This is a genomic window from Actinomyces israelii DSM 43320, from assembly GCF_000711965.1.
Classification (GTDB): domain Bacteria; phylum Actinomycetota; class Actinomycetes; order Actinomycetales; family Actinomycetaceae; genus Actinomyces; species Actinomyces israelii.
Genome location: NZ_JONS01000016.1, coordinates 46167 through 59001, shown reverse-complemented (window position 1 = coordinate 59001; position 12835 = coordinate 46167). Strand labels below are relative to the sequence as shown.

The window sequence follows — 12835 nt, the reverse complement described above, 5'->3', positions numbered from 1 at the left end:
ACATAACGGCTCCGAGACTCGGGGGAACGGGGGACGCCGGCTCGCGTCGCTCTGCGCGCATCATGCCATGTCCGGCTCCACGCCCGGGGCTGCGCCACCCGGTAGACTCCTGCCGGTCCATCGCCGTCGTGAAGGAGAGTCAAGGAGAGTCATGGCGTCACCAACGCATGACACGCTGGTCATCATCCCCGCCTGGAATGAGGCGGACGTGCTGGGCGGCGTTCTTCAGGAGGTGCTGGACACGGTCGGCTCCCTCGCCGACCTGGTGGTCGTCTCGGACGGATCGACGGACGCCACCGCCGACATCGCCCGGGCCGCCGGGGTGCCGGTGCTGGACCTGTCGATCAACCTGGGTGTCGGCGGCGCCATGCGGGCGGGCTACCTGTACGCCCAGCGCCACGGATACAGGTACACCGTCCAGCTCGACGCCGACGGCCAGCACGCGCCCGGGGAGATCACGAGCCTTCTTCGCTGCGCCGAGGAGGACCGGGCGGACCTCGTCATCGGGGCGCGCTTCGCCGGCAAGGGGGAGTACTCGGTGCGCGGCCCGCGCTGGTGGGCCATGAAGGTTCTGTCCTTCATCCTGTCCAGGGTGTGCGGGACGCGCCTGACGGACACGACCTCCGGCTTCAAGCTCGCCGGCCGCAGGGCCATCGCCCTGTTCGCCAGGGAGTACCCGGCGGAGTACCTCGGCGACACCATCGAGGCCCTCGTCATCGCGGCGAGGGCGAATCTGGTGGTGCGGCAGGTCCCCGTGGCCATGAGGCCCCGGGCCGGCGGCAAGCCGTCGCAGAATCCGATCAAGGCCGCACGGTTCCTCGGGAGGGCCTTCGTGGCGCTCGGCATCTCCCTGACCCGTCCCACGCAGAAGAAGTGACCTCATGGAACGCACATACTGGATCGGCCTCGTCTTCGCCCTGATCGTCCTGCTCGCAGTGTTCTTCCGGATGCGCAACGCGGGCATGAAGGAGCGCTACGCGACCTGGTGGGTCGTCATCGTGGTGGGCACGACCATTGTGTCGCTGTTCCCCGCGCTGCTCAGCCTCCTGGCGGGCGTGCTGGGCGTCAGAGTCCCGCTGAACCTGGCGTTCTTCGTCGCGGGCATCGTCATGATGCTCGTCTCGCTGCAGCTCAGCGTCGACGCCTCGCGGGCGGACGAGGAGCGGCGCCGGCTCGTCGAGGAGATCGCCATCCTGAACCTGCGCCTCGAGGAGCTCGAGGCGGACGTGCGGGCCGACCCTCAGACGGGCCGCACGGATCGTGAGGCCGGCCCGGACGGGTCGTGAGGCCCGCCCGGGCCGGCGGGTTCCGGGAGCCGCGTCGCTTGCGCCGCCCGCCCCTTCGCCGAGATCGCTCCGGTTCCGCACCGATCTCGGCGCGGAACCAGACCGATCTCGAGCCGGAGATCTACCGATCTCGGCGAAGTGGGGGCGCGGGCTGCGGGGAGGCTGCGGGCTGCGAGGGCCCGGCGATCCCGTACACCCGCCTGACGTATCTGCGGTACACGCCCCGGTAGGCTCCGGGGCTCGCCTTGAACGCGAGCGCCGCGGCGCCGAGAGCCGGTCTGATCCGCAGGGTGCGCACGATGTCCCCCCACCCGATCCGGCTCCTGTACTCCTCGAGGTCGCGGGGCGCCCGCGCTCCGTCGATCATCATGGCCTGCTGCGCATTGTTGAGGTAGGTCAGGGTCGTCGAGCTGGCCAGAGCGCGGCGCGCCCGGGCATCCCCCGGCATCTTCCGCGAGGCCCGCGTCATCGCCGAGACCAGCCGGTCGCTCTCCTCGATGGGCGTGAGGTGCCCCCAGGTCAGGCCGCCGCTGTCCACCGTGTAGTCGTACAGCGGGTCCTTGATGACGACGACGGACCGTGCGCGGGTCAGCGCCTCCAGGACGACCAGGGCATCCTCCGCCCGCCTGATGTCCGTGGCGAAGCGGACGTCGTCGAACAGCGTGGCCCTGAACAGCTTGTCCCACACGTAGGGGGTCAGGGTGTCGGCGAGCAGCCGTAGCGCCGCCTCGCGACCCGTCATGCGCCCCGGGGCGACGCGGGCTCGTGTGCGGTGCGTCTCCTCGCCGACGGCCCTGATCCGGTGGGCGCACAGCGCCACGTCCGCCTCCGGGGCGTCTGAGCCGGTGCCCGCCGCGGCCCGGTGCATGGAGGCGAGGAACTCCGGCCGGTAGGCGTCGTCGGAGTCGATGAAGGCGATCCACCTGCCGCGGGCGGCCTCGAGCCCCTGGTTGCGCACCGCCGAGACCCCGCGGTTGACGGCGTTGTCGAAGACCCGCACGCGGGCGTCCGGGCTGCGCGCCAGGAACCGGGCGACGCGGTCGGAGGCGTCATCGGGGGAGCCGTCGATCATGACGAGGAGCTCGAAGTCCCCGTCGGTCTGGGCCAGGACGGAGCGGATCGAGTCGACGACCCGTTCGCCGGTGTTGTAGACGGGCATAATGACCGAGGTTCTAGGTGTTCGAGGCGTGTGCGCCATGAGCCCTCCCAGGAGCGATGTCGAACATGAGGCTGTCTGTTGCTGGTCGAGGTCCGCCGAGGGCGCCGGATGTCACCGCCTGCCGCTGGAGCCCGCGATCGCGCGCAGGTGGACGCAGGCCCCGCTCAGGGGCGCCAGCCCCAGGGCGAGCACCGCGCGGGGGCTCACGCTCAGCGGCAGGAGCCGCAGGAGGAGGATGGCCGTGAGCGCCGCCAGGACCCACCCGAGCGTGTAGGCGCGGTGGTTGTTGAGCGCGATGGTCGAGGCGCCCGTGAGCACGAGGGAGGCCATACTCACGGCGGCCAGCGTGAGGAGCCCGAGCAGCCAGGGCGAGGGGTCGTACTGGGGCCCGTAGACGGACCGGACGAGCCATGGGCCGGCCAGAGCCGCGGCCGCGGCCAGCGCGGTGCCGCCGGCCAGGAGGATGCCGAGGATCCTGGTCACGCCGGCCAGGCGCCGGGACGGATCGGCGTCGGCGATGGTGGTGATGAGCACGCCCTGGAAGGCCTGCAGGGGGATCATGATCGGCGAGCGCGTCAGGCTGACGGCCAGGATGACGATCGCCACCTCGGCGGCGTCCGCCCCGGGGGAGGTGATCTCCAGCAGCGTGGGGAACCCGGTGACCAGCACCGCCCAGGAGGCCGAGCTGAGCATGGCCTGGAGGCTGAAGGACGTCAGGCGGGCCGCCCCGACGTCGGCGCGCGAGCCCGCCGTCGCCCGGGCGGCCGGGATGAGGAGGAAGAGGAGCCACACCAGGGCGGGCGCCGCGGCGGCGGCCTCCAGGCCGATGAGGCTCGAGACGACGACGGCGACAAGCAGCACGAGCAGCAGACGCAGCAGCGCCTCGGCCGCCATGAGGGCCGAGTAGAGGTTCCAGCGCCGGGTCCCGGCCAGCACCCCGGACAGCGAGGCCTGACCGGCGTACCCCCACACGCCCGCGGCAATGAGCGCCGCCGTCAGCGGGCCGGTCGACGGGGTCAGCCTCGGCACCCACGCCGGGGCCGTGGCGAGCGCGAGGGCGGCGATGACCAGGCCGAGCAGCAGGGCGGTCACCAGGATGCGGGCACGACGGCGAGCCGGCTCTGCGGGCCCGGGAGCCGCGGCGGGCCCCGGGCGGCCTGCGGGCCCGGAGGGCTCGGGGGAGCCGACCGCCGCCTTCGAGCCGGCCAGGGCGGCCCGGGTGGACTCGGTCTGGATGCCCGAGATCACCCCGAAGATGCCGAACATGAACCCCCAGAAGACCAGGAACTCCTTGTTCTGCGCGACCGTGAGCGTCCGGGCGGAGACCACCGTGATGAGCAGGCTCGACGCTGCGGCGGTGATCGATGCCGCCATGATTCCCGTGGCGCGCCCCGCGGTGACCCTGGTCCGGGACTCCGTGTCCTCGGCCGTGCCCGAGGAGCCGTGGTGAACCGTCACGACCTCAGAGTAGGTGCCGGTGGGGCGGGACGGGTGAACGCGTGCTGTGATGCTCTATGAAAGTACTGTGCGAACGGCGCCTGCCGGCGGGCCGCGAGGCGCGGCGGCACGCGATGCTAACCTTGCCGCAGCACCGTTTGCTTCGTGGAAGGCCCCTACATGACTGTTGACATCCTCTTCCCCTTCTACGGCGATGTGGCCATGATGAAGGAGGCTGTCAGGTCGGTCCTGCGCCAGACGGATCCCGACTGGCGGCTGATCGTCGTCGACGACGGCTACCCGGACGACTCGATCCCCGGCTGGTTCGGCTCCCTGGGGGACTCCAGGGTCACCTATATGCGCAATGAGACCAACCTCGGGGCCAACGGCAACTACCGCAAGTGCCTGACCTTCGTCGAGAACCCGCTCGTGCAGGTCATGGGGGCCGACGACGTCATGCTCCCCAACTACGTCCAGTGGCTCGTGCGGGCGGCCCGGCGCTGCCCGGAGGCGAGCATCTTCCAGCCGGGCGTCTTCGTGATCGACGAGCACGGCGCGCCCTCCCGCACCATGGTCGAGAGGGTCAAGGGCTTCTACATGCCCCCGAGGATCCCCCAGGTCCTGCGCGGCGAGGCCCTGGCGGTCTCGATCCTGCGCGGCGACTGGCTCTACTTCCCGTCGCTGGCCTGGCGGGCGGAGACGATCCTCGGCATCGGCTTCCGCGAGGGCTACGACGTCGTCCAGGACGTGGCCCTGGTGTGCGACGTCGCCATGCAGGGCGGCGGCCTGCTCTACGACCCGACCGCGGCCTTCCTCTACCGCCGCCACTCGGGATCCGACTCCTCCTGGCGCGCCCTGGAGGGCACCAGGTTCGGCGAGGAGCGCCGCTTCTTCCTCCAGATGGCCGACGAGATGGGGCGGCTCGGCTGGAACCGCGCCGCGCGCGTGGCCCGGCTCCACATCTCCTCGCGCCTGCACGCCGGCTCCCTCCTCCCCAGGGCCGCGCTCGCCAGGAACTGGGCCGGGGTGAGGAACCTGGGCCGCCACGTCGTGGCATGAGCCGCACGAGTCGGGAAGAGCTGACATGACGGAAACGGGCAAGCCCCTGGCCATCGACCGCACGCCGATCCCCGGCCTTCTGCGCCTCGACCTGACCGTCCACGGGGACAACCGCGGATGGTTCAAGGAGAACTGGCAGCGCGAGAAGATGCTCGGCCTCGGGATGCCGGACCTCTCCCCGGTGCAGAACAACATCTCCTACAACCAGGAGGCCGGCGTCACCCGCGGCATCCACGCCGAGCCGTGGGACAAGTTCGTCTCGGTGGCCACCGGGCGCGTCTTCGGGGCCTGGGTGGACCTGCGCGAGGGGCCGAGCTTCGGGGCGGTCTACACCTGCGAGATCGACCCGTCGGTGGCCGTGCTCGTGCCGCGGGGCGTCGGCAACGCCTACCAGACCCTGGAGCCGGGCACCGCCTACACCTACCTGGTCAACGACCACTGGTCGCCCGAGGCGGCCTACACCTTTCTCAACCTCGCCGACGAGACCGCCGCGGTGCCCTGGCCCATCCCCCTGGAGCGGGCGATCCTGTCCGACAAGGACCGGGCCCACCCGCGCCTGGCGGACGTCGTCCCCTTCGCGGCGGGGGCCGGGCGCGGCCGACGCGTGCTGGTCACCGGCGCCCGCGGCCAGCTGGGCCGCGAGCTCATGGCCCGGCTCCCCGCGGCCGGCTACGCCGCCACCGGCGTCGACCTGCCCGAGGCGGACATCTCCGACGCCGCCCAGGTGGCCGCGTGGGACTGGGCCGCCTACGACGTCGTCGTCAATGCCGCCGCCTGGACCGACGTCGACGGCGCCGAGACCCCCGACGGGCGCCGCCTGTCATGGAGGGCCAACGCCACCGGCCCGGCCAACCTTGCCCGCGAGTGCGCCGCGCGCGGCCTGACCCTCGTGCACATCTCGAGCGAGTACACCTTCGACGGCACCGCCGGGATCCACACCGAGGACGAGCCGCCCAGCCCGCTCGGCGTCTACGGCCAGTCCAAGGCCGGGGGCGACGCCGCCGTCCAGACCGTCCCCCGCCACTACCTCGTGCGCACCTCCTGGGTGGTCGGTGACGGCAGGAACTTCGCGCGCACCATGGCCGCCCTGGCCGGGCGCGGCATCGCCCCGAGGGTCGTGGCGGACCAGACCGGCCGCCTGACCTTCACCGCCGACCTCGCCGCGGGCATCATCCACCTGCTGTCCACCGGCGCCGATCCCGGCACCTACAACCTGTCGGGGGAGGGCCCGGTCGTCTCCTGGTGCGACGTCGCCAGGCGCGTCTACGAGCTCGTCGGCCACGATCCCGCCGAGGTCACGCCGGTGACGACGGCCGAGTACTACGCCGGCCGGGAGGGCATCGCCCCGCGCCCCCTCAGCTCCGTCCTGGACCTGTCCAAGATCGAGGCCGCCGGCTTCACCCCGGGCGACTCCATGGAGCGCCTGGCGGCCTACGTGCCGACCCTGTGAGCGGGCCCGGGCCGAGGCCGCCGGGCTGGGCCCGCCGGGGCCCCGGCAGTCCGACGACGTCGGCCGCTCAGGCCGCGGGGGCCCTGGAGGCGGTCCTGCGCAGCGCCAGGAGCAGGCTCGCCAGGAAGAAGGCCACGAGGACCGCCATCGCCCCGGCGTAGGCCGCGGAGGCGCCCAGGAGGGCGTGGGCGGGGACGAGCGCGGCGCACAGGAGGGTGATCGCCACCGCCGCGGCGGCGTACCCCGCGAAGACGAGCCGCTGCAGCCGCATGGTCGTCAGCGCGTAGTAGAGGACCACCCCCGCCGCGTTCAGCGCGCCTCCGGTCACCAGCACCATGAGCTCGAGCATGGAGCCGGAGACGTCCGTGCCGTAGACGAGGCGGAGGGCGGGGGCGCCGATCGTGTAGGTGGCCAGGGCGACTGCCGCGAAGGCGGCCAGGGTCCCCAGCAGGCCCTTCCTGACGATCGCCGCGAACCCGGCCCGGTCCGCGCCCACCCAGCGGTTGGCCATCTGGGTGAGCAGGGGGCGGAAGATGACGAAGGAGAGCAGGTTGATGGTGAAGGCCGGCATGAAGATGATCGCGAAGTAGCCCTGCCGCTCGGGATCGAGGTAGCGGTCGATGGCGAACCTGGGCGCGTTGGCGAGGTACAGGGCGATGAACGAGGCGAGGAACAGCGGCAGGCACTCGACCAGGACCTGCCCGATGGGCCGCAGCTCCCAGCGCGGCCGCAGGTCGAACATGCCCCTGGCGGGCGGCAGGTAGGCGCCCAGCAGCACGACCGTTGAGACGATCAGGGTGGCGGCGGCGGCCACGAGCATGCTCCCGCTGACCACGAGCACCCCGGAGAAGACCACGATGGTGGCCAGGGTGCGGAAGAAGCAGGCCCGCCCCGCGACATCCAGCCGCCCCTCCCGCTGGAACTCGCAGTAGAAGACGTCCTCGAAGGCGTCGAAGACCCTTAGGCAGGCGATCATGGCGATCAGGAGCGCGCCGGCCAGGTCGGCTCCGGAGACCACCGCGTACCCGATGATGCCGGCGATCATGGCCCCCACGGTCACCAGGCGGGTGGCCAGGTAGGTGCCGAAGGAGAAGCGGTGGCGCGCGTCGGTGACGTGGTAGGTGCGCACCTCGTACATGCCCAGGGACTGGAACTGCTGCCCGACGGAGTTGGCCAGCGAGAACACGCCCGCCGCCCACAGGCCGGCGCTGCGCTGGACGACGAGGAGCAGGACCGCCGTCGTCAGGGACAGCATGAGGGACGCGGCGGTGTTCCAGAAGTAGTCGCGGGTCTGCGACGTCTCCGGTGCGGACATGCTCGTGCCTCCTGAGGCGGATGGGCCGTGGGAATCTGTGCGCGCGGCCCCGGGCATCCTGCAAGCCCGGGGCCGCCACGGGACCCCATCGCGGCGGGTGCTCCCAGGACCCTCAGGGGAGGGTACTCTCATAAGGACCGAAGTCGACAACGTGCGGCTTGTGGTTGCGCCGCTGGTCCTGCGGCGGCAGCTCCATGTAGTCGCCGTAGCCGCGCCGCAGCAGCGTGTCGTACTCGTGGGGCAGCATGACCGTGATGTCCTCGAAGGGCACCTCGCGGAGGGGGAAGAGTTCCTCGCGCGTCAGCGCCCAGTTCTCCGGGTCGCGCATGGAGAAGTCCGCCATGCGTCTGGTGCGGGCGTGCTCGTAGCGCCGGGCCGCCTTCTCCCAGCGGGACTGGAGGAGGCGCGGGGTCAGGCCCAGGCAGCGCATGGCCCAGTGGACGGCCGTGGTCACCGAGTAGATCGCGGCCCGCCGCGCCCCGGTGATCCCGATGAGGTAGGGCCGGGGCGTCCCCCGCAGGAACAGCAGGCGCCCCCACAGCCAGGTGCGCCTGCTCATGGCGCGGAAGGCGCGCGGGGAGTCGGGCACATTGTCCACCGGGAGGATGTCCAGGGAGATCGGCATGCGGTAGGCCGAGTCCTTGGCGAACTCGGGGATGAGCAGGGTGCCCTTGAGGACCAGCTTGGAGAACATGAACGGGTAGTCGCGCACGGTGCGGGTGTTGTCCACCCGGAACTCCTCGCCGAGCAGGTCCGGCGCCTCAGCCAGGAAGCGCTCGTAGTCGCTGCGCGTCATCATGACGTCGACGTCGTCGTCCCAGGGGATGAAGCCCTTGTGGCGCACGGCGCCGATGGCCGTCCCGCCGTAGACGGCGTAGGAGACGTCCAGCTGTCTGCACACGCGGTCGAGCTCCGCGAGCATCCTGGTCAGCAGCAGGTGGACCCTGTGCAGCATCTGCGGGTCGGCCCACTCATCCGTCGTCATCCACGGCTCCCATCACGATCGACCGGCCCCGGCTCCGGGGCGCCGGCCCGAATCCTCTCACAGGGCCCTCACAGAGTCCTAGGGAGGATGCGGGTGGCCGGTGTCACGGGCGCGGGGCCGGCGCGGCGGGCGCCGCCGCGTCACGGGCGCGGGGCCTCCAGCACGGCGTCCTGCCGCCGACCGGGCTCGGGGTCCTCCCGGCCCGTGTCGGGCTCTTCCGCGGGCGCGCGCACCGAGCGCCGGGTGAGTCGCAGCTCGCGCCAGTCGGGGGTCGCCGCGAGCACGGTGCCCACGAGGGTGACGACGCAGCAGACGATCTGCAGGGCGGACGGCATGGTTCTCTGCAGGACCAGCGCGAAGACGACGGCCCACGCGGAGTAGGAGATGTTCAGCGCCATGCCGCGCGAGGCGCCGATGGTGTCGATGGCCTTGTAGTAGAAGAGGTAGGAGGCCGCCCCCGTCAGGGCCGCCAGGGCGACGACTCCGGTCGCCGTCGAGACGGCGGCCTGGCGGACGGCGAAGTGGAACGAGCCCGAGACGGGGATGACGACGAGCAGGTAGGTCAGGCCCGAGGTGGTCTGGCGGATGTGGAGCGCCGTCTCGTTGTCGACGGCGTCGTCCCGCATGCCCCAGGCCAGCAGGACGGCCTCGGAGCCCCAGCCGATCACGCACCCGAGCGCCCCGAGCACCCCGAGCAGGGCCGAGCCGGTGGGCGCGTCGCTGGACCAGCCGCTGACCGCCACGGCCGCCAGGGCGACCAGGAGGGCGATGATCTGGCCGGGCCGCATGCGCTCCTTGAGCAGGAGGAAGGCGAGCAGCGTGCCGAAGGCGGGGTAGAAGGTGGAGATGATCGCCGTGTAGCCCGGCCCGATGTTGTTGATGGCGATGAGGTAGCCGCTCATACCGACCGGCCCGCCCAGCAGGGCCGCCAGCATGACGGCCTTGCCGCTGCGCGTGCGGACGGCCGCCAGCGTGTCCCGCAGGCGCCCGCGCACCGCCATGTAGACCAGCAGGATGATGGCGCTGGCCGCGTCGTGGAGGAACGCTCCGGTCAGGGGGGCGTCGGGCGAGCCGGCGAACGGGATGAGCGCGAGGGCCATGGCCAGGACCACGGTGTCCAGGCCCCAGAGCATGCCACTGAGAACTCCGTACTTCATAACGGGAACCTCACTTCGAGGGGGAGTGCGACGGGGTGGTGGGACAGGCCGTCTCGTAGTCGGCCAGGAGCCGGTCGACGTGGTCGACGGCGTGACGGTAGTAGATGAGGAGCCACTCGCCGACGTCGTCGCCCTCAGCCTCCTTGGCGAGCGCCCACACGTACCAGCACCAGCCGGCGAAGACCACGTAGGACCAGAAGTGGCGCCGCTCGCGCTCGGTGGGCGTGCGGCCGAAGTAGAACTCCAGGGCCCGGTCGCCCTGGTCGATCGACAGCTGGGCGCACACCACCATGGTGCCGAAGTCGCTGGCGACGTCGGACATGCCGGCGTACTCCCAGTCGATGAGGTCGAGGCGGCCGGTGGGGTCGACCAGGAAGTTCAGGGGGAAGAAGTCGTTGTGGCTGGGGGCCTGGGGGAAGGCGTCGGCGTCGGCGAGCTCCTTGAGCCGCATGACCTTGCCGCGCAGCTCGAAGTACCTGGGGACGTCGATGGGGCCGTAGCCCTTGAGGATCTGCTCGTACCTCACGCCCTCGCTGACGAAGTCGAAGCTCCGGGCCAGGGTCCTGCCGGAGTCGTGCAGGTCCCGGTCCATGCGCATGGCCTGCTCCAGCTCGGCGGGGCGGGAGGCGTCCAGGTTGCGCGAGTCGGGGATGAACCGGGAGATCTTCCAGCCCTTGTCGGGGTCCCCGGTGATGAAGGTGCGGTCGATGCCCAGGTCCCGGGCCAGGTTCAGCGCCTCGAACTCGGCGCTGCGGTCGACGATCTTGTCCGTGCCGATGCCCGGGTGCCGGTAGACGTACTGCTCCTCGCCCACGGCGAAGTGGCACGACAGGTTCGTGATGCCCTGCTTGAGCGGGTAGAAGTCGTGCACGTCGTTCTTGCCGCATCCCAGGGTCTGGGCGATGTTCTCGAAGATCTCGGAGTCGAGGTTGTTCATGAACATGGGGTCGAAGCCGCGGACCTCGTCGAGCGAGTCGAACTCGTTGACCACCCCGGCCGGGTAGCGCCGGAGGACCATGTCGAGGTCCTTGATGTGCTCGATGTAGATCTGCTCCCACAGCTTGGGCGCCGTCTCCGGCAGCTCGTAGACCTCCTCCAGGATGCGTCGGAAGCCGGTTGAGAAGGCGCGGTCGAAGTAGACGTGGCCCATCATCGTCCAGGCGTCACGGCCGCCGACCGTCACCGCGGTGATCCGCCCGCCGGGGCCGGTGGAGATGCACCACTCCCGGGTGGGGCCCTCGACGTACTGGGCCGCGTAGTACGCCTGGTAGACGTGGGACTCGAAGGGGTTGGAGGTGAAGTAGTCGTCCGAGGAGCACACGTAGGTGTTGCCCAGGCGCTCGCGCACCACCCACAGCGAGCCGTTGTTGTTGCGGTTCACGTAGTCGTCGTTGACGACGATCGTGACCCCGAACCGGTCCGCCAGGTGGAAGAAGTACTCCTTCTTGTAGCCCACCACCACGGTGATGTCGGTGATGCCGGCGGCGTGCAGCTGCTCGATCTGCCGCTCGATGAGGACCTCGCCGCGCACGCGCAGCATGCCCTTGGGGCGCTCGTAGGAGATCGGGGCGAAGCGCTGGGCCAGGCCCGCGGCCATAATGACCGCGTTGTCGACCCGGTAGGGCTCCAGCGCCTGCCTGCCGGCCGGCGTGATCCGCCGCTCGGCGATGTACCCGGCGGCCTCGCACGCGCGCACGGCGCTGTTGACCGTGCCCAGCGACGTCCGGGTCGACTCGTGGATCTGCCGCTGCGTCAGCGGGGCGTCCGCGCGCAGGAGGGCGTTGAGGACGTCGAACTGGGGCTGCGAGAGCGTGCCTGTCATGGGCGTCACCGTGTCCGTTCATCTTTCGTTCCGATTCGGGTGCGTTCAAATGTAGATAATGAATCGAGGAAAGTGAACAGAAAGTGGGGGGTGTCACCCGCGGCCGTACACGGCCCGTCGGCGCCCCGGCCGGGACGGCCTGCTCGGGCGGCCCGGTCACCCCCGTCCGCGGTCCAGCAGCCCCAGCAGGTAGGTCCCGTAGCCGGACTTGGCCAGCGGCTCGGCCCGGGCACACAGGCCGTCGTCGGCGATGAAGCCCATGCGCCAGGCGGCCTCTGTGTCCTATGGTCCTATGAATACCCATGCGGGCACCTTCTCGCCGCCTCGGCCATGCCCACCTGTACCCAGCTGTGACCCCTTCCTGCGCTCCTGGAGGGGCTGCGGGCTGTGCGGTGTGCGCCTATGGAATCCCTTGGAATCCCCTGGGCCCGCCCGCCAGCGCCATGACTGGGGGTCGAGCACGGCGACCCCCGAGCTGCTGAGGAGCCAGCCCGACGACGATCCCTGGGCCGAGGCCCGGTACAGCACCCACCCGGCGGGGCGCACCCGCCTGGCCGACGGCGCAAGCCCGGCCGCACTCATCGACTCCGGTCCCCCCCCAGCGCCTCCTGGGCGAGGACGTCGTGCGGCGCTTCGGCGCCCGGCTGCCCTACCTGCTCACGATCATCGCCCCCCAGCGGACGCTGTCCCCCCAGGTACACCCCGGCCTGGATCAGGCCGCCGACGGATACGCCCGCGAGAACGAGGCCGGCCCGGCCCTGGAGGACCCCGAGCGCAGCCACAGGGACGCCAGCCACAAGCCCGAGACGGTCCTGGCCCTCACCCGCTTCGAGGCGGTGGCCGGATTCCGGGCTCCGCGCCGCGCCGTGGAGGTCCTGTCGGGCCTCGACTCGGCGCCGGCCCACCGCATGCGCCGCACCCTGCGGCTGAACCCCACCCGATTCGGCATCCGACAGGTCTTTCTTCACCGACCCGGTCGACGCCCAGGCCCGCCCCAGCGGCCAGGAGACCAGGGAGCTGGTGGCGCAGATCGCCGCCCGCCATGAGGCCGGGGCCTCGCCCTCACGGCGGGCGGACGCCAACGCCGTGGCTGGCGCCCGCACCTTCCCCACCGACCCGGGCATCTCCGTCTTGGGCTCGCCAATAGTCTGCTGACAAGGCACAT

11 protein-coding genes and 1 pseudogene are annotated in these 12835 nt (G+C 71.3%); 5 read left to right on the top strand and 7 right to left on the bottom strand.

The genetic code is table 11. From position 1 onward, the window contains the following. Positions 1 to 151 precede the first annotated feature (151 nt). Both O145_RS07255 and O145_RS07250 read left to right on the top strand, forming a co-directional pair. A complete protein-coding gene (locus tag O145_RS07255) occupies positions 152 to 877 on the top strand; it encodes a glycosyltransferase family 2 protein (protein WP_043561753.1) in 726 nt (241 codons plus the stop codon). A gap of 4 nt (positions 878 to 881) precedes the next feature. After that, positions 882 to 1286 carry a DUF2304 domain-containing protein gene (locus O145_RS07250; RefSeq protein WP_043561751.1) on the top strand — a complete coding sequence of 135 codons (405 nt, stop codon included), beginning with the start codon at positions 882 to 884 and terminating at the stop codon, positions 1284 to 1286. 121 nt (positions 1287 to 1407) lie between these two features. Here the strand turns inward: O145_RS07250 and O145_RS07245 are convergent, their stop codons facing one another. Both O145_RS07245 and O145_RS07240 read right to left on the bottom strand, forming a co-directional pair. Next, positions 1408 to 2484 (bottom strand): glycosyltransferase family 2 protein, encoded by a 1077-nt coding sequence (locus tag O145_RS07245; RefSeq protein ID WP_084682448.1) that lies wholly within the window; start codon positions 2482 to 2484, stop codon positions 1408 to 1410. 72 nt (positions 2485 to 2556) lie between these two features. Further along, on the bottom strand, positions 2557 to 3903 hold the full coding sequence (locus O145_RS07240) for a hypothetical protein (RefSeq protein ID WP_052374803.1): 1347 nt from the start codon (positions 3901 to 3903) through the stop codon (positions 2557 to 2559). Between the two features lie 159 nt (positions 3904 to 4062). Between O145_RS07240 and O145_RS07235 the strand changes: the two genes are divergently transcribed. Next, positions 4063 to 4941: a glycosyltransferase family 2 protein gene (locus tag O145_RS07235; RefSeq protein WP_043561749.1), complete on the top strand. Its 879-nt coding sequence runs from the start codon at positions 4063 to 4065 to the stop codon at positions 4939 to 4941. A 25-nt stretch (positions 4942 to 4966) separates the two neighbouring features. Continuing rightward, positions 4967 to 6391, top strand: a complete 1425-nt coding sequence (locus O145_RS07230; protein WP_043561747.1) for a sugar nucleotide-binding protein — start codon at positions 4967 to 4969, stop codon at positions 6389 to 6391. Positions 6392 to 6458: 67 nt separating this feature from the next. On the opposite strand, the gene O145_RS07225 is transcribed toward O145_RS07230, so the two are convergent. The 5 genes and pseudogenes from O145_RS07225 to O145_RS18055 form a co-directional block, all read right to left on the bottom strand. Next, positions 6459 to 7706 carry a lipopolysaccharide biosynthesis protein gene (locus O145_RS07225; protein ID WP_043561745.1) on the bottom strand — a complete coding sequence of 416 codons (1248 nt, stop codon included), beginning with the start codon at positions 7704 to 7706 and terminating at the stop codon, positions 6459 to 6461. A 112-nt stretch (positions 7707 to 7818) separates the two neighbouring features. Then, positions 7819 to 8691 (bottom strand): LicD family protein, encoded by an 873-nt coding sequence (locus O145_RS07220; RefSeq protein WP_043561744.1) that lies wholly within the window; start codon positions 8689 to 8691, stop codon positions 7819 to 7821. A 140-nt stretch (positions 8692 to 8831) separates the two neighbouring features. Then, the gene (locus O145_RS07215) at positions 8832 to 9848 is read right to left on the bottom strand and encodes a DMT family transporter (RefSeq protein WP_052374801.1); all 1017 of its coding nucleotides are present in this window, start codon (positions 9846 to 9848) and stop codon (positions 8832 to 8834) included. Positions 9849 to 9858: 10 nt separating this feature from the next. After that, the gene (locus tag O145_RS07210; RefSeq protein WP_043561742.1) at positions 9859 to 11670 is read right to left on the bottom strand and encodes a phosphotransferase; all 1812 of its coding nucleotides are present in this window, start codon (positions 11668 to 11670) and stop codon (positions 9859 to 9861) included. Between the two features lie 156 nt (positions 11671 to 11826). Further along, positions 11827 to 11946, bottom strand: a pseudogene (locus tag O145_RS18055) (glucose-1-phosphate thymidylyltransferase); the annotation flags it as partial. A 347-nt stretch (positions 11947 to 12293) separates the two neighbouring features. On the opposite strand from O145_RS18055, the gene O145_RS19015 reads away from it, so the two are divergent. Continuing rightward, entirely contained in the window at positions 12294 to 12716 is a 423-nt protein-coding gene (locus O145_RS19015) for a type I phosphomannose isomerase catalytic subunit (RefSeq protein WP_229118417.1), read from the top strand. The last annotated feature ends 119 nt before the right edge of the window (positions 12717 to 12835 follow it).